The sequence below is a fragment of the Haloarcula sp. CBA1115 genome (genome assembly GCF_000827835.1).
In the GTDB taxonomy this organism is placed as follows: domain Archaea; phylum Halobacteriota; class Halobacteria; order Halobacteriales; family Haloarculaceae; genus Haloarcula; species Haloarcula hispanica.
This window is the reverse complement of the sequence record NZ_CP010529.1, coordinates 1,792,864-1,811,399: the sequence shown is the minus strand read 5'-3', so window position 1 is coordinate 1,811,399 and position 18,536 is coordinate 1,792,864. Positions and strand designations below refer to the sequence as shown.

Below are 18,536 nucleotides of genomic sequence, written 5' to 3'. Positions count from 1 at the left end.
GAACTGTACCCCCAGCAAACACAGGCTTGAAACCTCACCCCAATTCCGAACAGGAGCTGTCCAGACACCGCGTTCCCCCGGCAGTTTCGAACAGCGGCAAGCCACAGTCACAGTCGCCGACGACGACGCCGGACGGCATCGAGAAGCCGGTGTCGCAGTCGGGGTAGTGCTCACAGCCGGCGAGCAGGCCGCCGCGGCGGAGCACCAACAGGTCACCGTCGCAGTTGGGACAGTCCCACTCGCGGTCGAAGGCCGCGGTGACAGCGTCGTCCAGCGAGTCACAATCCCGGTCAAGGCACAGTTCGAACGCCCGCCCGCGTTCCACCCGAAGCGTGGGGAGTCCGCAGTCGTCACAGCGGCCGCCGGTGACCGCGGCATCGCTCGGAATTCCGTAGGCGGCGTCACAGCCAGTACAGGTGACATCGCTTCGGGTGCGGACCAGCGTTCCGGCGCAGTCGGGGCAGTCACGCACCGGGACACCAGCGTTCGAGGCCGGATAGCGGGCACTGCCGTGTTCCTCGTGAGGGACCACCCGGAGGAGTTCGTCGCCGTCGCGGGCGGTCACCGCCCCGTCGTCGATGGTGACGCTTTCGGCGCGCGTGAGCCACGCGATCGGCTGATACCCTTCAGCATCATGAACGAGGACGGTATTGTCCGGCTTGACGACGACGAGCACGTCGCCGCGCTGCTCCCGCTCGCGCGTTCCCTCGAAAACGGTCGTACATTCGCCAGCTATCACACGGGTTCCGTCGTGCATGGGCCAACCTGGCCGGGTTCCGGTACTTAAACCCTCAGTCGGCGACAGGGCCCCGTCGAACGGTCACCGCTGCCGGAGTCGGAACAGCCAAAGCCGTCGCCGAGCGACAGGGGGGCAATGAGCGAACCACCGGCTGCAGTCTGTTTCGATATGGACGGCGTGCTCGTCCAATCCGAAGAGCACTGGGTCCGTGCCCAGCGCGAGGACATTCTTCCGACGGCCGCACCGAACGACGACATCCCTGTCGCCGCCATTACCGGTCGGAACTACCGGGAAGTGTATCCGGACCTCGATGCCGAGTACGACCTCGAAATCAGCCGTGAGGTATTCGAGAGTCTGTTCGAGAAACACGGCGAGCGGATTTACGGCGAAGAGGCGACCGTCCTCGACGGGGCACACGAGCTACTGGACGACCTGCGGGACGCTGGCGTGGCGCTGGCGCTGACGACCTCCGCGCCGTGGGCCTGGATCGACGTGGCCGACGAGCGCTTCGACCTCCTCTCGAAGTTCGACGTCGCCATCAGTGCCGGCGACATCGACGGCCCCGGCAAACCGGAACCGGACATCTACGAGCGAGGCGCGGCAGAACTCGGCGTCGCGCCCGAGGACTGCTGGGCCGTCGAAGACTCCACCGCGGGTGCACGCGCCGCCGTCGCCGCCGGGATGACGACCGTCGGATTCCGGGGCGACGGCGATGAGACGGACCTGTCGATGGTCCACGAGATCGCGGACGACGCCGCGACACTGCACGAGGTGCTGTTAGGCGGTGTATAACAGCCGAGTATAGTCTGTTTGCAGGGGCGGAGAGAGGGCAGACTCATACTCCGGCTGTAACTATTTCAAGAGATTCGCCACCCCGAAGTGGCGATATTCGTCACAGACGTACAGCCGGCAGTATCAGGAGCGGTGGGTAATAGCGATCCGATACAGAACTGGGCCGGAGACCGGGAAGCGATACTGTTCGGGTATTAGTACGGTGTGCAGAGATTCGAGCGTCACGAAACAGCGTGAAATGCCGGCGTGGAGGGGAAAGACCCGGCCAGGTCAGGCGGGGTCACCGTATCCTCGGCCTGCCAGCAGGCCGAAGACGTTGAGGGCAACGACACCCACGAAGATGAGGAAGCTCTGACTGTCCAGCCCGCCCAGCAGCAGCGGCGGATATGCCAGCGGCGTGACGATAGCCAGCCAGAACGCGATGAATTGCAAGGGACGAGTGAGTGACCGGAGGATGAGGCTACTGGGGGCGGCTTCCATCGGGGAACGGAAGGGCGATGCACTGGACATTGTGGGCTTCCTCACTTCTTCGTAAGAACCCATACCCCCATATAAACGCCAGACCCTTGGGGATAATTCGTGCTCTTTTCGGAATGTTAACCGGATTTCAGCACCTTTCAACGATATTTCACGGAGTGCTGTAACGCTTTTAGATAGCTTTGTAAATTTTACCGAGCCATCTGAGCGCGTTTCAGAGAGACAGTCGAAACGTCGATTACCGGACCAGCACGGATCGGGTTTCGGTAATCGTCGGGAGCGGCAGCGCGGGGAACGCGACCTCGACGGTGAACGTGAGTTCGTCCGCGTCCGCGCCGAAGACGGCCACCGGAAGCGTGGCCTCGCCGAGATACGACGGCTTGGCGGTCATCTCGCGCCCGTTAACCGTCACTCGCAGGCCCGCGCGGGCGCTGCCGCCGGTGTTCCTGACCGTCACCTCCCGCATGTCGTTGTCGCCGGGCGCGATTGTCCCGGGGAAATCGCCCCAGTCGATACTGATGACGGGGAGTTCCCGCGCGTTCGCGAGCACCTGTTCGGCGACGCCGTCCGAGAGTCCGGCACGGACGAGGCCGTCCTCGCCGGCTTCGACCACGTCGGCGGGCGACGTGAGCCCGGCGGCGGCGAGTTTGCCCGCTCGGCCGCTGCCGACGCCGTCGATGGCCGTCAGCCCCACCGCGTCGGCGCTGATGCCGTGTTCGACTCTGGCTTCGACCCGGCAGGCGAGGTTCGCGTAGCGGGCCGGGCCGAGCGTGTCGACGAACTCCCGCATCGCCGCGAGCAGGCGAAGGGCGTTCTGGCGGATGACCCACGCGTCGCTTTTGAGTTCCGTGGGCGTCGTCCCGGTCATGCCCGAGCGGAGGATGGCAAGCACCTTCCGCTGGCCGGCGTCGAGACTGTCGTCGACACTGTCTCCCAGCACCGCGTGGACAGCGTCCTCCTCGTCGGAGCGGGCGCTGACGCTGTCGAACTCCGTCGCGCCGGCCACCGCGGTCAGCAGGTCGTCCGCGTCAACGGAGACAGCGGAGTCCGGGTCGGCGGCGTCCTGACACCGTTCGGCGACGTCCGCGAACCGGCGCGCGGTCGAGAGCCGGAGGTAGAACTTCGAGGCTAGCTGCCCGAGCCGCGTCGGTTCGACGTTGAGACCGTCCTGTTCGACGAAACCCTCGTCGACGAGTGCGGAAAGCGTGTCACTGACCCGGTTTCGGAGATCGCTGCCGGCGTCATACTCGTTGGGGGCCGACTGCGAGCGAGCATAGTAAAAAGTCGTGGAGAGCCAGTCCATCACGTCGTCCACGTCGTCGATGGTCCCGAGCGCGATTTCGGCGTTCAGGTGGGCGTCGAGTTCCGCCGCGAGCCGTGACTCGATCTCCTTGCCGTCCCGGAGCAGGCGGCGGTACTTGTCGGCGTCCGAGCGGTCACAGACGACCCAGGCGTAGCCCATGTCGTCGTAGCCGGGCCGACCCGCGCGGCCGAGCATCTGGAGCACGTCGAGCGGGCTCATGTCGACCTCGCCCTCCAGCGGGTCGTGGAGCTTCGTGTCCCGGATGACGACACAGCGGGCGGGGAGGTTCACGCCCCACGCGAGCGTCGAGGTCGAGAAGAGGAGCTGAATCTTCCCTTCCTTAAACCACTGCTCGACTTTGTTCTTGTCCTCGCGCGCGAGGCCGGCGTGGTGAAAGCCTACGCCGTCGAGCACGGACTGGCGGAGCGTGTCGTTCGAGAGGTCGGCGGCGTCGTTGTGGAAATCGTAGTCCCCGCGTGCACCCATCGGGATATCTCGCTCGACAATTTCGTCGCGGGCCTTCTTCGCGGCCTGGACCGTGTCCTGGCGCGAGGAGACGAACACGAGCGCCTGACCCTCCTCCCGGATGTGTGGCTCGGCGAGGTCCAGCGCCCGGTAGAGCCGCCGGTACTTGTCGGCAAAGGCGTTCTCGCCGTGGGAGTAGGTCTTCACGTCAGCGTTCAGCGGCACGGGTCGGTACTTCTCGCCGAAAGCAAAGGTCGTCTCGTCGGGGGCATCAAGCCAGTCGGCCACGTCGTCGATGTTCGGCATCGTCGCCGACAGCGCCACGACCCGCGGGTCACAGAGCCGGCGGAGCCGCGAGACGGTGACTTCGAGCACCGCCCCCCGCCGGTCCGAATCGAGCAGATGGACCTCGTCGATGACACAGCAGTCCACGTCAGTGATGAAAGAGTAGCGGCTGGTCTCGTGTTTCCGGGTGGCCGAGTCGGCCTTCTCCGGTGTCATCACGAGGATGTCGGCCCGCTCGGCGCGGCGGGGGTTCAGGTCCCGCTCGCCGGTGACGACGTAGACGGAGTAGCCCAGGTCCTCGAAGCGCTCCCATTCGCTCTCCTTCTCGTTGGTGAGCGCGCGTAGCGGCGCGAGAAACAGCGCGGTCCCGTCCTCGGCGAGCGTCTTGCAGATGGCCAGTTCCGCCAGCGCGGTCTTCCCGCTGGCCGTCGGCGCGCTGACGACGACGTTGTCGTCGCGGTTCAGCAGGGCCGGCAGGGCCGCCGACTGCATCCGGTTGAACTCCTCGAACGGGAAGGCGTCGGCAAACTCGGGGAGCACCTCCGCGACCGCCACAGTCGGCTCGCTGTCGGTTCTGGATGACACGTCACAGTCGCAGTTCCGCGACGGCAAAGGCGTTTCTATGGGGGAGCGAAAGCGGGTGAGACGTGGCCACATTTGCGGGGTCGCCGTGTGGCTGGTCGTTGTGAGCGCCCCACACTGCTGGCCAAGAATTAACCCGGCCGGCTGACAGTCCGAAAGCGTGCCTATCAGTGACCCCGAGGACTATTACGACGAGAACGACGAGAGCGAGTGGGACCGCCTGACAGCCACGCTACACGGGCAGTTGGAGTGGTCGGGGACCGTTGCACAGCTCGAAGCGAACCTCCCCGACACGGGACACGTCCTCGACGTAGGCGGCGGGGCTGGTCGGTACGCCGTCTGGCTGGCCGAACAGGGGTACGACGTCACGCTCGTCGATCCCAGCGAGGGCCAGCGGGCTATCGCGCGGGAGAAAATCGCCGAGCATGGGCACGAGAAGCGGGTGACCGTCGGGGCGGGCGACGTGCGCGACCTCGGGTTCGAACGGGACGTATTCGACGCGACGCTGTGTCTGGGTGGGCCGCTTTCGCATATACTCGACGCTGACGAACGGGCAGCCGCCGTACGGGAGGTCCGTCGGGTAACAAAAGCCGGGAGTCCGGTGTTCGCCTCCGTCATGGGGCGGCTCAATTGGCTGGTACTCTCACTGGTCGGCGAGTCGGAACACCTCGTCCATGCGGCCGAACTCGCCGAGACGGGCGATTACGACCGCCCCTTCGTGGCGCAACTCGGGCACGACGCGGCGTTCACCGAGACCCATTTCTTCCGCGCCGACGAGTTCGAGGCGCTGTTAGAGGCGGGCGGAGTGACCGTCGAGACGCTGGTCGGGCTGGAAGGGCTCGCGTCGGTACTCGCCGCCGCCCCGCTCCGGGGAACCGCTGACGAACTGTCAGCGCACCAGCGGGCCGGTGTGCGAGCGCTCGTCGACGAACTCCGTACGGACCGGACCGCCGTCGACATGTCCGCACACATGCTTGCCGTCTGCCGGGCGTGAGTCGGCCACGCGGACAGTAGAGTGTGTACTCGTGGGGACACGAGCGAGTGGCGGTCGCTTCGTCTGGGCTGCCTACTCGTCCGATGGTCCGTCCACACAGTGGGTGACGGAACACGCGACCCCCGCACGTTTTTGACCGGGCGAACCTAACTCCGGGTAATGAGTCGTTCGCGCAAGCCTGACTGGCTGAAGATGCGGCCACCGTCGGGCGAGCGGTTCACCGATATCAAGCAGACGCTCCGGGACCGCAACCTCAACACGGTCTGTGAAGAGGCCAACTGCCCCAACCTCGGAGAGTGCTGGAGTGGGCGCGACGGACCGGGGACGGCGACGTTCATGCTAATGGGCGACCGCTGTTCGCGGGGCTGTAACTTCTGTGACGTAGAGACAGGCGGGATGGACCCGTTAGACCCCGACGAGCCACAACAGGTGGCCGACGCCGTCGCGGAGATCGGGCTGGACTACGTGGTGCTGACCAGCGTCGACCGCGACGACCTGCCCGATCAGGGCGCGGGCCACTTCGCCGAGACGATCCGGGCCATCAAAGAGCGTGACCCGTCAATCCTCGTCGAGTGTCTCATCCCCGATTTTCAGGGTGAACCGGACCTTGTACGAAAGATCATCGACGCCGGCCCGGATGTCATCGCCCACAACATCGAGACAGTCGACCGGCTCCAGTGGCCAGTCCGGGACCGCCGGGCGGGCTACGAGCAGTCCCTCTCGGTGCTTCGGCAGGTCGACCGCGAGAGCGATTGCTACAGCAAGACCAGCCTGATGCTGGGCGTCGGCGAGTACGCCCACGAGGTGTACCAGACGCTGTCGGACCTCCGGCAGGCCGGCGTCGACGTGGTCACCTTCGGCCAGTACCTCCAGCCTTCCCGCTCGCATCTGGAGGTCTCGGAGTACGTCCATCCGGACGCCTTCGACACCTGGCAGCGGGTCGCCGAGGAGGAATTCGACTTCCTGTACTGCGCCTCGGGACCGATGGTTCGGTCGTCATACCGGGCCGGCGAACTGTTCGTCGAGAGCGTCCTGCGTGAGGGCCAGAGTGCAGACGAGGCGCGGGCGAAAGTGCGCGCTGACAACTGATACATCGGAGTTATCACTAATAAATTGGGCAGAATTTAAACCGGCTCAGAATGTCTTAGGCACCCATATTCCCAGTAATACCTACGTCGGAGATGTTTTTCAGCCCCGCGAAAGCTCTAAAGGTAGTGCGAGTGAACAGTCGTTGTATGCCACTTCGACGGAGGCGGTTTCTATGAGTGTCCTCCAGCGCGACCCAGCGGACAGGGTACAGATTCTCGATGAAGACGGGACAGTGGTCGACGGCGCAACGGTGCCGGACCTCTCGGACGACGAACTGGTGGAGATGTACCGGTATCTCAAACTTGGCCGGCACTTCGACCAGCGGGCAGTGAGTTTGCAACGGCAGGGCCGGATGGGGACTTACCCCCCAATGTCGGGACAGGAGGCCTCGCAGGTCGGCAGCGCCTTCGCGCTGCGAGACGGCGACTGGGCCTTCCCGAGCTACCGAGAACATCTCGCGATGTACGTCAAGGGATGGCCCCTGTCGGACGACCTGTTGTACTGGATGGGGTCGGAGTCGGGTAATTCGCCGCCGGAAGACGTTCAGGCGTTCTCGTTTGCGGTCCCAATCGCGACGCAGATCCCACACGCGACCGGGGCCGCGTGGGCATCGAAACTCAAGGGCGATGACACCGCTGCCCTCGTGTACTTCGGTGACGGTGCGACCTCCGAGGGCGACTTTCACGAAGGCCTGAACTTCGCTGGCGTGTTCGATGTGCCAGCGGTGTTTTTCTGTAACAACAACCAGTGGGCGATTTCGGTGCCACGGGAGCGCCAGTCGGCCAGCGAGACGCTCGCCCAGAAGGCCAACGCCTACGGCTTCGACGGCGTCCAGGTCGACGGAATGGACCCGCTGGCGGTGTATCAGGTGACCCGCGAGGCCGTCGACAAGGCGCACGACCCACCAGAGGGTGAACTCCGCCCGACGATGATCGAGGCAGTGCAGTACCGCTTCGGCGCGCACACGACCGCCGACGACCCGTCGGTGTACCGCGACGACAGCGAGGTCGAGCACTGGAAGCAGAAAGACCCGATTCCGCGGATGGAGGCGTTCCTCCGGGACCGGGGCCTGCTCGACGACGAGCGGGTCGACGCCATCGACGAATCGGTTCAGGAGGAGGTGGCTGCAGCTATCGACGAGGCCGAGGCGACCGAGCGACCGAAACCGGAAGAGATGTTCGCGGACGTGTACGCGGAGATGCCACAGCGACTCGAACAGCAACTGGACTACCTCGAAGACCTGCGCGAACGACACGGCGACGAGGTGCTACTGGAATGAGTACGCAGGACGCAGACACACAGAGCTTGACGCTCGTACAGGCCGTTCGTGACGGCCTCTACGGCGAGATGGAACGGAACGAAGACGTGGTCGTGATGGGCGAGGACGTCGGGAAGAATGGCGGCGTCTTCCGGGCGACACAGGGACTCCACGAGGAGTTCGGTGACGAGCGGGTCATCGACACGCCGCTCGCGGAGGCCGGCATCGTCGGGACGGCTATCGGCATGGCCGCCTACGGGCTCCGGCCGGTGCCGGAGATGCAGTTTTCCGGGTTCATGTACCCCGCGTTCGACCAGATTGTCAGTCACGCCGCCCGACTTCGGAACAGGAGCCGCGGCCGATACAATTGCCCGCTCACCGTTCGCGCGCCCTACGGCGGCGGCATCCGCGCGCCGGAACACCACTCCGAATCCAAGGAGGCGTTCTACGTCCACGAGGCGGGGCTGAAAGTCGTCGTCCCGTCGACGCCGAAGGAGACGAAGGGGCTACTGACGGCGGCCATCCGGGACCCGGACCCCGTCATCTTCCTCGAACCGAAGCTCATCTACCGGTCGTTCCGCGAGGAGGTCCCCGACGACCCCTACACGGTCGAACTGGGCGAGGCGAAGGTCCGTCGTGAGGGGAGCGACGTGTCCGTGTTCACCTGGGGCGCGATGACCCGGCCGACGGTCGAAGCCGCCGAGGAACTGGCCGAGGAGGGCATCGACGCCGAAGTGGTCGACCTGCGAACGCTGTCGCCGATGGACACTGACGCCATCGTCGAGTCGTTCAAGAAGACCGGGCGAGCGACTGTCGTCCACGAAGCCCCCAAGACCGGTGGGCTGGCCGGCGAGATTATCGCCACCATTCAGGAGGAAGTCCTGCTGTATCAGGAGGCCCCCGTTACGCGGGTGACCGGCTTCGACGTGCCCTACCCGCTGTACGCCTTAGAGGACTACTACCTCCCCGAACCCGCCCGCATCAAAGACGGTATCAGAGAGGCAGTGGAGTTCTGACGCATGTTCGAGTTCAATCTCCCGGACCTCGGTGAAGGGGTCGCAGAGGGTGAGGTGCTGACCTGGCACGTCTCGCCGGGCGACGCCGTCACCGAGGATCAGGTCCTCGCGGAGGTAGAAACCGACAAGGCCGCCGTCGACGTGCCGTCGCCGGTCGACGGCGTCGTGCAGGAACTGCACGCCGAAGTCGGCGAGATGGTACAGACCGGCGAGGTGCTCATCACTATCGACGAGGCGGGCGATGCCGAAGCGGCCGACGCGGCGGCTGGCAGTGCGGCCGACGCCGAATCGGCAGAAGCTACCACAGAGGCAGTAGCCGACGACACTGCGAGCGAAGCCACAGCGGCCGATGCGTCGGACCAGTCGGACGCAAGCACGGCCGACGGCCGCGTGTTCGCCTCGCCGAGCGTTCGCCGACTCGCCCGTGAGAAGGGGGTCGACATCGCGGCCGTCGACGGGAGCGGGCCGGGCGGTCGCGTCACCGAGGGGGACGTCGAGGCGGCCACGGCGTCAGCCGATGAGACGGCTGACAGTGACGACGGCCCCACGTCGGTCGTTTCGGAGGCGTCCGACGACGGGGACGGCCCGACCACAGCAGTTTCGCAGGTCGACGATGCGGACACAGACGACGGGAATGCTGTCAAGTCAGCCGTCAGAAGTGTCTCCGGTGACGGACAGGCGGCCGCCAATCGCGACCAGACGCTGGCGACGCCGGCAACCAGAAAGGCCGCCCGCGAACTCGACGTGAACATCGACGCCGTCCCGACCGACCAGACCCGGGACGGCCAGCCCTACGTCGACGAGTCGGCCGTTCGGACGTACGCGGAGGCACAACAGGCCGCGCAGGCGGCTGATGCCGAAGCTGTCAGCGCCGAAGGTGGTGCGGCGGGAACGGCAGCCGAGGCGGGCGGCGCTGGGGCCGAAACGACAGCCGTCGAGACAGGCGACGGCGAGCGCCGCGAACCGTACCGTGGCGTCCGTCGGTCCATCGGCGAACAGATGGCTCGATCCCGGCGAGAGGTGCCCCACGCGACCCACCACGACCAGGTCGACGTGTCCGGCCTCGTCGAGGCACACGAGCGACTACAACCGCTCGCCGAGGAGCGCGACGTCACGCTGACGTACACGCCCTTCGTGGTGAAATGCGTCGCCGCGGCGCTGGACCAGCACCCGGTGCTCAACACGGCCCTGGACACCGAAAACGAGGAAATCGTCTACAGAGACGTCCACAACATCGGCGTGGCGGCAGCGACCGACCACGGACTGGTCGTGCCGGTCGTCGACGACGTGGACGGGAAGGGCCTGGTCGAACTCGCAGACGAGATCAACGACCTCGTCGGGCGGGCCCGAGAGCGTGACATCGAGCGGTCGGAGATGCAGGGCGGGACGTTCACCGTCACGAACTTCGGGGCCATCGGCGGCGAGTACGCCAGCCCGATAATCAACGTCCCAGAGACGGCGATTCTCGGGATCGGGGCGCTGAAGGAGCGGCCGGTGGCCGAAGACGGCGAGGTCGTCGCAAAACCCACGCTCCCGCTCTCGCTAGCAATCGACCACCGCGTCATCGACGGGGCAGACGCCGCACGCTTCGTCAACACGCTCAAGGAGTACCTGGCGGACCCGACGCGACTCCTGTTAGAGTAGCCGCTCGGGTTCGCAATCGAAACCGAAACGGGTCACTGGAACGACAGGGCTGGTGATGCCCTCCACGAGAGACACATGGATCTGGTACGGATTAGCCGCGCTGTTCGTCTTGCCGCCGGGGTGTATGGCCCTCTCCCGGCTGTCGATGGACCTGTTCATATCGTCAGGGTCGGCCGGTGAAGCGAGTCTCGGAACGTTCCTCGGCGCGTTTGCTCTGACCGTCCTCGCCAGTTGGGCGAGTGTGCTGTTCAGCCTGCTTCTCACGGTCGGCCTCTTTCTCGACAGTCGACAGCTCCGGCGGACCGACGGCGACTGGTCCCCGACACCGCTGTATGCGCTCGCCGGCATCGTCCACGGGGTGGGATCGACACTGCTCCCGGCGTTTGCGGTGTCGGTACCGGTCGTCGGCTATTATCTGTATCGCCGGCGCACGCGAGACACGACAGCGAGGTGAAGGGCGATAGCTTTTCACGGACCCGGACGAGGCACCGGTATGGTCGTCGGAGATGTCACTACGGGAACCGAACTGCTTGTTATCGGCGGCGGTCCGGGCGGCTACGTCGCCGCGATCCGGGGCGCGCAACTGGGACTGGACACGACGCTCGTCGAGCGGGACGCCTACGGCGGGACCTGCCTGAACCACGGCTGTATCCCCTCGAAAGCGCTCATCTCGGCCTCGGACGTCGCCCACGACGCCCGGCAGGCCGAATCGATGGGTGTGTTCGCGGACCCGGCCGTCGACATGGCCGGGATGACAGAGTGGAAAGACGGCGTCGTCACACGGCTGACACGGGGCGTCGAGTCGCTGTGTGAGAGCGCCGGCGTCAATCTGGTGGAGGGGACCGCCGAGTTCGTCGACGACGGGACGGTCCGGGTCGCCCACGGCGGCGATGGGCAAGGCTCGGAGTCGCTGTCGTTCGAACACGCCATCGTTGCGACAGGGAGCCGACCGATGGCGGTCCCCGGCTTCGAGTTCGACGGCGAGCACATCCTCTCTTCGAAGGACGCGCTCGCGCTCGAATCGGTCCCCGAGAAGCTGCTCGTCGTCGGCGCGGGCTACATCGGCATGGAGCTCTCGACGGTGTTCGCGAAACTGGGCGCGGAGGTCACGGTCGTCGAGATGCTTGATGACGTGTTGCCCGGCTACGAAGACGACATCGCGACGGTCGTTCGGGACCGCGCCGAGGACCTGGGTATCGATTTCAACTTCGGCGAGGCGGCCGACGACTGGGACGAGACAGAGGAGGGCATTCGCGTCCAGACCGTCGACGAAGACGACGCGGTCACCGAGTATAACGCCGAGAAATGTCTTGTCGCGGTCGGGCGCGAACCGGTCACGGACACGCTCGCGCTGGAGAACATCGACCTCCAGACGGACGAGAACGGCGTCATCCCGACCGACGACCAGTGCCGGACGGCGTACGAGTCGGTGTTCGCAGTCGGCGACGTGGCCGGCGAGCCGATGCTTGCCCACAAGGCGATGGCCGAAGGCGAGGTCGCTGCGAGAGCCGCCGCCGGCGAACCCGCCGCGTTCGACCATCAGGCGATTCCCGCCGCAGTGTTCACCGACCCCGAAATCGCCACCGTCGGGATGACTGAGAGCGAGGCCGAGGCGGCGGGCTTCGACCCGGTCACTGGGCAGATGCCGGTACGGGCCAACGGCCGCGCGCTCACGGTCAACGAGAAGGAGGGCTTCGTTCGCGTCGTCGCTGATGCTGACGAGGAGTTCCTGCTCGGAGCACAGATCGTCGGCCCGGAAGCGTCGGAGCTTATCGCCGAACTCGGGCTGGGTATCGAGATGGGCGCGCGGCTTGAAGACATCGCCGGGACGATCCACACGCACCCGACGCTCTCCGAAGCGGTCCACGAGGCGGCCGCGGCGGCACGCGGCGAAGCCGTTCACACGCGCTGAGAACGTGTGGGGCTGGTTCACGAAGGCCCAGTCAAACACAACTCTGTGGGTGTTTACTGACAGAGAGACAGAATCTTGCGCCGTGCAAAAGGGTTATATTGTGGATTGAGTAAACTGTCGGTGACTAGGAACCGGTAAGATATGTCTACTGACTCAGAGCCCGACGATACCATCGCCCAGGCGATCATTTCGGGGTCGACGTACGAGCGACTCCGTTATGAACGCCACTCGTATCTCAGACAGACTGTCCCGCGGACGCTCGCACTCCAGAGCGCCCTGCTTGGTGCGCTGGCACTGTTACTACCGATCTACGGTCTGTATCCGGACAGCACCGCGGCGTTTCTCCCGGCAGTTGACCCCGCCGTCGCCTCGCCGAAGGTGCTGTTGCTCGGGCTGTTCGGCGGGTTCTTGCAGTTGTTCGGTGCGACGTTGCTCGTCGGGTCAGTCCTCTACCGAGTCCGGCTTGCCCCGCTGACTGAGCGACAGGCGCACGCGGCGCTCAACGCCGAGGACTTCGCGCGCTACGTCGGCCTCGGGACCGGCGGACTGGCAATCGTGCTCTCGCTTTGCCTGTTCGCTGTGGGGCTTGGCGGCGGTGACGCAGTGTCCGCATACGTCGCGTTCACGGGTCGAAACCCGTTCGTCGACTCCGGGTTCGGCCTGTCGGTTGCAACGGTCTCGCTGCTCGCCTTCGTCGCCAGCGTGACGGTTTTTTACGCCTCGCGATACCTTCTCGTTCACCTCGCGCTGTTCCACCGTAGCAACGAGTGAGGAGTGTCACCGGTAGCGATACAGCAGTGGCGAAATTCCACGTCCGTGAAAAGTCGAGGACGCCGTCAGTTAGTCGCAACGTCGTTGATACCTGACTGTATCAAGAACCACGAAATGGGACCGAAGACGACGAACAGCAGGAACAGGACCACACCACTCTGGTCGGTGACGGCTTCCGCCGCGTTTGAGATCTGCCAGATCCCGATGATGTTTACGAGAGGAATGACTGCCAAGATAGGAGTCAGGTTCTGGTCTGTCCCTGCATCGAGTTGCTTGGCGGTCTTGTACAGCCAGTACAGGCCATAGAGCGTTCCAGTCACGACAAACAGGACGACCTGCAGGCCGAGCGATCCGTCTTCGAACGCGGTTGCGTCAGTCACTTGCGGTGATGCTGACATACAGTCGCTATTCGCTCACGCTTGCTGAAAAAAGTACACCCGCTGTAGATTCGCAAGCAGTCGGACGGGTGCCTGTCTGGCACGGCACTGACGAGGACCTGGCACGGTTGTCCTGAACGGCGGCTGACGCCACCGAGACAGCGTCAGACGGATACCGCGACCGCCCCGGCACAGCGCTTGCCGATGACCACGGTTCTTTTGGTTCCCACCGCTGTACCCCGGGTATGACCACTGTTACCCTGGGTCCCGAGGGGACCTACTCCCACCGCGCCGCACAGGCAGTCACCGACGACGAGATATCCTTCTCCGAGTCGGTGACCGCCATCGTCGAAGCCGTCGCCAGCGGCGAGGCCGAGCGCGGCGTCGTCCCCGTCGAGAACAGTATCGAAGGCTCCGTCACCGAATCGCTCGACGCCTTCGCGGAGTACGACGTTGCCGTCGTCGAGGAGATTATCACGCCGATCCGCCACGCGCTGCTCGCACAGGACGAGTCGTTCTCGCTGGTGGCCAGCCACGCCCAGGCGCTGGCCCAGTGTCGCGGCTGGCTCGACGAGCACTACCCCGGCGTCAACGTCGAGGCCGTCGCGTCGACGGCCCGCGGCGTCGAACGCGCCCGCGGCGACCCGGACATCGCCGCTATCGGCCACCCCGAGAACGCGACCAACGGGACCGAACTGAAGGTGCTCGCCGAGGACATCCAGGACCAGTCCTCGAACGCCACCCGCTTCGTCGTCGTCGCACCGACGAGCGAGCGCAGCGAGGCCGGCGGCAAGACCTCCTTCATCGTCTACCCCGACGTCGACTACCCCGGCCTCCTGCTTGAACTGCTGGAGCCGTTCGCAGCCCGCGACATCAACCTCACCCGCGTCGAGTCCCGGCCCAGCGGCGAGCGCCTGGGCGACTACGTCTTCCACATCGACATCTCGGCCGGCCTCTACGAGCAGCGCACGCAGGACGCCCTCGCCGACATCGAAGACATCGCCGAGAAGGGCTGGGTCCGCCGGCTGGGGTCGTACGACTCGCAGACGGTCGTCAACTGAGTCAGCGGGACACCGCCGGCCCCGTTCAAGCGTTAAGTCCCGGGCCCGTGTACCCCCGTGTATGTCTGACCGCGATCCGTTCAGCGAGATCGAGCGCGCGTTCGATATGCTGGGAGAGCAATTCGGCGTCGACATGGGCGCTATTCCAGTGGATGTCGTCGACGAGGGCGACGCCTTCGTCGTCCACGCGGACCTGCCGGGCTACGACAGCGACGACATCGACGTCCAGCTCGTCGAGGACCGAGAAGTCACCATCAGCGCCACGTCGAGCCGGGAGCAAGAGTCGACTGACGGCCAGTACGTCCAGCGCGAGCGCCGCCAGCAGTCACTGAGCCGGTCGGTCCGCCTCCCCGAAGCCGTCGACGACGATGAGACCACCGCGAGCTACGACGACGGCGTCCTCACCGTTCGGCTGGCGAAGGTCGGACACAGCGAGGACGATAACGGGACGGATATCCCCGTAAACTGACGATGGTACTCGAACCCGGCACGGACGTGCCGACGATCAGAGCGACGAACCAGCACGGAAACCCGGTCCAGCCCGCCTTCGAGCAGCCGACGGTGCTGTACTTCTATCCGGCAGACGACACGCCGGGGTGTACGACGGAGGCGGAGCAGTTCGAGGAGCACGCAAACCGGTTCGAGGACGCCGGCGTTTCAGTGTATGGCGTCTCGACCGACGGCGTGGAGAGTCACCGTGACTTTGCGGAAAAGAACCACATCAGTTTCGACCTGCTAGCCGACCCCGAGGGACGGCTGTGTGAAGCGTTCGACGTGCCGCTGGTCGACAGGCGGAGCCAGCGGACGACGTACGTCATCGCGAAGGAACGCGTCGTCGCCGTCTACGAGCGGGTCGGCCCCGACGGCCACGCGGCGAGCGTCTTCGAGGACCTCATTGACACCGGCCTGGTCAGGGCCGAGTAGGGCTCAGAAAGCGATAGCACGCCGACGGGCTACTCGTCGATGTCGATGGCCGGGCGACCGGGGCCGGCTTTGCCGACGAGGTCGGGGTCCGCTTCCGCTGGTCCCTGAACGATTACGTCGGCGCCGAACTCTCGTTCGACGAGCCACGCGGCACGTTCGAGCGCCGCCTGTTCGCGCTCGGGTGGCAGTTGCTCGTCCAGCGACTGCGCGCGGCCGGCCAGTTCCTTGGCGAAGTCCGCGGCCGCCTCGCCCTGCTCGCGCAGGTCCTCGTCCTGCATGACGGTGCCGACGACGTTGCCGTCGGCGTTCCGAGCGAGGTCCAGCACGCGGTGCTTCCACTGGGGCGCGACGGCGAGCGTGATGGTCTGTGGGTCCTCGATGCCGACCGTGTCGACGATATCGCGGATGTCCTCGCGGGTGTTCTCGACCAGCCGGCGCTCCATCTCGTAGTCTTCGGGGGCTTCAGCAGCCGGCCACTCGGCCTCTGCGATGAGGTCGTCGTGGCCCAGTTCGGCCCACATCTCCTCGGCGGCGTGGGGCGCGACCGGGGCGAGCAGTTTCGCCGCCGTCGCCAGCCCGCGCTCGAAGGTGTCGGCATCGGGGGTGGTCGCTTCCTGATAGCGGCGCAGCAGCGACACCAGTTCCCGCACGGCCTGGAGCGCGTGGTTGAAGCGGAAGTCCTCGAACTCGGCCGTCGCGTTCGCCGCGGTGGCGTCGATTTCGCGGGCGACGTAGTCCGCGATGTCGTCACCGTTCGCCAAGTCTGTGGCTGTCTCCGCCTCGCCGTTGGCGTATTCCGAAACCAGCGTGTACACGTTCTGGAGGAAGCTATGAGCAGATTGGACACCCTCAGGACTCCAGGCGAACTCCTTCTCTGGCTGGGCGGCCTCCATGATGAACAGCCGGGCCGTGTCCGCGCCGTACTCCTCGATGATGCGCTGAGGTGAGACGCCGTTATCCAGACTCTTCGACATCTTGTTGCCGTCCTCGCCCAGCACCATCCCCTGGTTCGTGAGGTTGGTGAAGGGTTCGCGGACGCCGTCGACCATGTCGAGGTCGTCCAGCACCTTCGTGAAGAAGCGGGCGTACAGCAGGTGCATCACGGCGTGTTCGATACCGCCGACGTACTGGTCGACCGGCATCCAGTCGCTGGCCCGCTCGGCGTCGAAGGGGGCATCCGCCATCTCTGGCGAAGTGTATCGCAGGAAGTACCACGAAGAGTCGACGAAGGTGTCCATCGTGTCCGTCTCCCGCACCGCGTCGGCCCCGCAGTCGGGGCAGTCGACGTGTTTCCACTCGTCGGCCGCGTCGAGCGGGTTCCCGGTGGTGTGGACGAACTCCGGCAGTTCGACGGGGAGGTCCTCGTCGGGGACCTCGACGTAGCCACAGTCGTCGCAGTGGATCATCGGAATTGGCGTGCCCCAGTAGCGCTGGCGGGAGATACCCCAGTCGCGGAGGTTGTACTCCGTGCGGTGCTCGCCGTCGAACTCCTCGACGAAGCGGTCGCGGGCTTCGTTACTACTGAGCCCGTCGAACTCGCCGCTGTTGACCAGCAGGCCGTCCTCGGGGTAGGCTGCTTCCTGCACGTCGATGTCTTCGGGGTCAGCGTCCGCGTCGTCGGTCGGTTCGACGACCTGCACGATGTCGATGTCGTGGGCCTCGGCGAACTCGTGGTCGCGCTCGTCGTGGGCCGGCACGGCGTACAGCGCGCCCGTCCCCACGTCGGTCAGCACGTAGTCGGCGACGTAGACGGGAATCTCCTCGCCGGTAGCGGGGTTGACGGCGTACTCGCCGGTAAACACGCCGGAGGTCACGTCGAGTTCGTCCTCGTCGGCCTGTTCGGCCGTTTCGATGTACTCCGCGACTTCATCGTTGCCCTCGGCGATTTCCTGTGCGACAGGGTGGCCCGGAGCCAGCGAGAAGAACGTCGCCCCGTGGATAGTGTCAAGGCGGGTCGTGAAGATGTCGACCTCGCCGTAGTCGCCGACCTCGAAGGCGACGCTCGCGCCCGCCTGCTTGCCGATCCAGTTGCGCTGCATCTCCCGGACGTTGTTCGGCCAGCCGTCGAGGTCGTCTAAGTCCTCCAGCAGTTCCTCGGCGTAGTCGGTGATGGTGAAGAACCACTGGTCCATCTCGCGGGCTTCGATTGGTGTGTCACAGCGCCAGCAGAGCTCTTCTTCGCCCTCGACCTGCTCGTCGGCGAGGACAGTCTCACAGGAGGGACACCAGTTCAGCTCGGCGGCCTGACGCTCGACCAGCCCTTCCTCGCGGAACTGTTTGAACAGCCACTGGTTCCACTGGTAGTAGTCGGGTTCACAGGTCGCGAGTTCGCGGTCCCAGTCGTATCCAAAGCCCATCTCAGTGAGCTGGTCGCGCATCGAGTCGATGCACTGCATCGTCCAGTCCCGCGGGTTGGTGTCGCGTTCCTCGGCGGCGTTCTCAGCCGGGAGGCCGAAGGAGTCCCACCCCATCGGGTGGAGGACGCTCTCGCCGCGCATCCGCTCGAAGCGGGCGTAGGCGTCCGTGATAGTGTAGTTCCGGACGTGGCCCATGTGGAGGCTCCCGGAGGTGTAGGGGAACATCGCCAGGACGTACTCCGGGTCGCTCTCGTCGTCGTCGATCCGGAACACGTCGGCCTCGTCCCACGTGCGCTGCCACCTGGGTTCGATCTCCGTGTGATCGAACCCCCGCTCGCGTTCCTCACCGGTCGTGGTCATGATATCGGAACATCCGGCAGCGACCGTGCTATACCTTTCCCTTCGGGAGGCTATCAGGGGCCGCCGCACGAGCCCACAAGCCGAATGGATGTGAATCCGGGGGACCGGCGTACCACAGAGCGGTAACGTC

General features: G+C 65.5%; 17 protein-coding genes. 12 read left to right on the top strand and 5 right to left on the bottom strand.

The window, feature by feature from the left end; all coding sequences use genetic code 11:
* Window positions 1–34 precede the first annotated feature (34 nt).
* Window positions 35–757 (bottom strand): topoisomerase DNA-binding C4 zinc finger domain-containing protein, encoded by a 723-nt coding sequence (locus tag SG26_RS09020; RefSeq protein WP_050037409.1) that lies wholly within the window; start codon window positions 755–757, stop codon window positions 35–37.
* Window positions 758–874: 117 nt separating this feature from the next.
* On the opposite strand from SG26_RS09020, the gene SG26_RS09015 reads away from it, so the two are divergent.
* The gene (locus tag SG26_RS09015) at window positions 875–1,531 is read left to right on the top strand and encodes an HAD family phosphatase (protein ID WP_014039234.1); all 657 of its coding nucleotides are present in this window, start codon (window positions 875–877) and stop codon (window positions 1,529–1,531) included.
* A 270-nt stretch (window positions 1,532–1,801) separates the two neighbouring features.
* Here the strand turns inward: SG26_RS09015 and SG26_RS09010 are convergent, their stop codons facing one another.
* Together SG26_RS09010 and SG26_RS09005 are read right to left on the bottom strand one after the other, a co-directional pair.
* On the bottom strand, window positions 1,802–2,041 hold the full coding sequence (locus tag SG26_RS09010; RefSeq protein ID WP_225306736.1) for a hypothetical protein: 240 nt from the start codon (window positions 2,039–2,041) through the stop codon (window positions 1,802–1,804).
* A gap of 205 nt (window positions 2,042–2,246) precedes the next feature.
* Window positions 2,247–4,616 carry a DEAD/DEAH box helicase gene (locus SG26_RS09005; protein ID WP_050037408.1) on the bottom strand — a complete coding sequence of 790 codons (2,370 nt, stop codon included), beginning with the start codon at window positions 4,614–4,616 and terminating at the stop codon, window positions 2,247–2,249.
* 187 nt (window positions 4,617–4,803) lie between these two features.
* Between SG26_RS09005 and SG26_RS09000 the strand changes: the two genes are divergently transcribed.
* The 8 genes from SG26_RS09000 to SG26_RS08965 all read left to right on the top strand — a co-directional run bounded on the left by SG26_RS09000 (window position 4,804) and on the right by SG26_RS08965 (window position 13,327).
* Complete coding sequence (locus SG26_RS09000; protein WP_050037407.1) at window positions 4,804–5,637, top strand: bifunctional 2-polyprenyl-6-hydroxyphenol methylase/3-demethylubiquinol 3-O-methyltransferase UbiG; 834 nt, start codon at window positions 4,804–4,806, stop codon at window positions 5,635–5,637.
* 159 nt (window positions 5,638–5,796) lie between these two features.
* Window positions 5,797–6,726, top strand: a complete 930-nt coding sequence (gene lipA / locus SG26_RS08995; protein ID WP_050037406.1) for a lipoyl synthase — start codon at window positions 5,797–5,799, stop codon at window positions 6,724–6,726.
* Window positions 6,727–6,898: 172 nt separating this feature from the next.
* Complete coding sequence (pdhA, locus tag SG26_RS08990; protein ID WP_050037405.1) at window positions 6,899–8,005, top strand: pyruvate dehydrogenase (acetyl-transferring) E1 component subunit alpha; 1,107 nt, start codon at window positions 6,899–6,901, stop codon at window positions 8,003–8,005.
* On the top strand, window positions 8,002–9,000 hold the full coding sequence (locus tag SG26_RS08985; RefSeq protein WP_050037404.1) for an alpha-ketoacid dehydrogenase subunit beta: 999 nt from the start codon (window positions 8,002–8,004) through the stop codon (window positions 8,998–9,000). Before pdhA ends, SG26_RS08985 begins: the two co-directional genes overlap by 4 nt.
* A 3-nt stretch (window positions 9,001–9,003) precedes the next feature.
* On the top strand, window positions 9,004–10,644 hold the full coding sequence (locus tag SG26_RS08980; protein WP_050037403.1) for a dihydrolipoamide acetyltransferase family protein: 1,641 nt from the start codon (window positions 9,004–9,006) through the stop codon (window positions 10,642–10,644).
* A 145-nt stretch (window positions 10,645–10,789) separates the two neighbouring features.
* Entirely contained in the window at window positions 10,790–11,098 is a 309-nt protein-coding gene (locus SG26_RS08975; RefSeq protein ID WP_050007658.1) for a hypothetical protein, read from the top strand.
* 39 nt (window positions 11,099–11,137) lie between these two features.
* Window positions 11,138–12,556, top strand: coding sequence for a dihydrolipoyl dehydrogenase (lpdA, locus tag SG26_RS08970; protein WP_050037402.1), 1,419 nt, complete (start codon window positions 11,138–11,140; stop codon window positions 12,554–12,556).
* Between the two features lie 141 nt (window positions 12,557–12,697).
* Window positions 12,698–13,327: a hypothetical protein gene (locus SG26_RS08965; protein WP_014039224.1), complete on the top strand. Its 630-nt coding sequence runs from the start codon at window positions 12,698–12,700 to the stop codon at window positions 13,325–13,327.
* A 65-nt stretch (window positions 13,328–13,392) separates the two neighbouring features.
* On the opposite strand, the gene SG26_RS08960 is transcribed toward SG26_RS08965, so the two are convergent.
* Window positions 13,393–13,725, bottom strand: a complete 333-nt coding sequence (locus SG26_RS08960; RefSeq protein ID WP_023843073.1) for a DUF4234 domain-containing protein — start codon at window positions 13,723–13,725, stop codon at window positions 13,393–13,395.
* 224 nt (window positions 13,726–13,949) lie between these two features.
* Between SG26_RS08960 and pheA the strand changes: the two genes are divergently transcribed.
* The 3 genes from pheA to SG26_RS08945 all read left to right on the top strand — a co-directional run bounded on the left by pheA (window position 13,950) and on the right by SG26_RS08945 (window position 15,689).
* The gene (gene pheA, locus SG26_RS08955) at window positions 13,950–14,765 is read left to right on the top strand and encodes a prephenate dehydratase (RefSeq protein WP_050037401.1); all 816 of its coding nucleotides are present in this window, start codon (window positions 13,950–13,952) and stop codon (window positions 14,763–14,765) included.
* 61 nt (window positions 14,766–14,826) lie between these two features.
* Window positions 14,827–15,234 (top strand): Hsp20/alpha crystallin family protein, encoded by a 408-nt coding sequence (locus SG26_RS08950; protein ID WP_050037400.1) that lies wholly within the window; start codon window positions 14,827–14,829, stop codon window positions 15,232–15,234.
* A gap of 2 nt (window positions 15,235–15,236) precedes the next feature.
* Entirely contained in the window at window positions 15,237–15,689 is a 453-nt protein-coding gene (locus SG26_RS08945; RefSeq protein WP_050037399.1) for a peroxiredoxin, read from the top strand.
* Between the two features lie 29 nt (window positions 15,690–15,718).
* Here the strand turns inward: SG26_RS08945 and leuS are convergent, their stop codons facing one another.
* The gene (leuS, locus tag SG26_RS08940; protein ID WP_050037398.1) at window positions 15,719–18,406 is read right to left on the bottom strand and encodes a leucine--tRNA ligase; all 2,688 of its coding nucleotides are present in this window, start codon (window positions 18,404–18,406) and stop codon (window positions 15,719–15,721) included.
* Between the last annotated feature and the right edge of the window lie 130 nt (window positions 18,407–18,536).

What these genes read in the sequence shown, in the direction of transcription:
- SG26_RS08975 (WP_050007658.1), top strand. Translation starts at nt 10,790, where the DNA reads ATGGACCTGTTCATATCGTCAGGGTCGGCCGGTGAAGCGAGTCTCGGA.
- SG26_RS09015 (WP_014039234.1), top strand. Translation starts at nt 875, where the DNA reads ATGAGCGAACCACCGGCTGCAGTCTGTTTCGATATGGACGGCGTGCTC.
- SG26_RS08965 (WP_014039224.1), top strand. Translation starts at nt 12,698, where the DNA reads ATGTCTACTGACTCAGAGCCCGACGATACCATCGCCCAGGCGATCATT.
- leuS (WP_050037398.1), bottom strand. Translation starts at nt 18,406, where the DNA reads ATGACCACGACCGGTGAGGAACGCGAGCGGGGGTTCGATCACACGGAG.
- SG26_RS08960 (WP_023843073.1), bottom strand. Translation starts at nt 13,725, where the DNA reads ATGTCAGCATCACCGCAAGTGACTGACGCAACCGCGTTCGAAGACGGA.
- SG26_RS08945 (WP_050037399.1), top strand. Translation starts at nt 15,237, where the DNA reads ATGGTACTCGAACCCGGCACGGACGTGCCGACGATCAGAGCGACGAAC.
- SG26_RS09010 (WP_225306736.1), bottom strand. Translation starts at nt 2,041, where the DNA reads ATGTCCAGTGCATCGCCCTTCCGTTCCCCGATGGAAGCCGCCCCCAGT.
- SG26_RS08980 (WP_050037403.1), top strand. Translation starts at nt 9,004, where the DNA reads ATGTTCGAGTTCAATCTCCCGGACCTCGGTGAAGGGGTCGCAGAGGGT.
- lipA (WP_050037406.1), top strand. Translation starts at nt 5,797, where the DNA reads ATGAGTCGTTCGCGCAAGCCTGACTGGCTGAAGATGCGGCCACCGTCG.
- SG26_RS08950 (WP_050037400.1), top strand. Translation starts at nt 14,827, where the DNA reads ATGTCTGACCGCGATCCGTTCAGCGAGATCGAGCGCGCGTTCGATATG.
- SG26_RS09020 (WP_050037409.1), bottom strand. Translation starts at nt 757, where the DNA reads ATGCACGACGGAACCCGTGTGATAGCTGGCGAATGTACGACCGTTTTC.
- pheA (WP_050037401.1), top strand. Translation starts at nt 13,950, where the DNA reads ATGACCACTGTTACCCTGGGTCCCGAGGGGACCTACTCCCACCGCGCC.
- lpdA (WP_050037402.1), top strand. Translation starts at nt 11,138, where the DNA reads ATGGTCGTCGGAGATGTCACTACGGGAACCGAACTGCTTGTTATCGGC.
- pdhA (WP_050037405.1), top strand. Translation starts at nt 6,899, where the DNA reads ATGAGTGTCCTCCAGCGCGACCCAGCGGACAGGGTACAGATTCTCGAT.
- SG26_RS08985 (WP_050037404.1), top strand. Translation starts at nt 8,002, where the DNA reads ATGAGTACGCAGGACGCAGACACACAGAGCTTGACGCTCGTACAGGCC.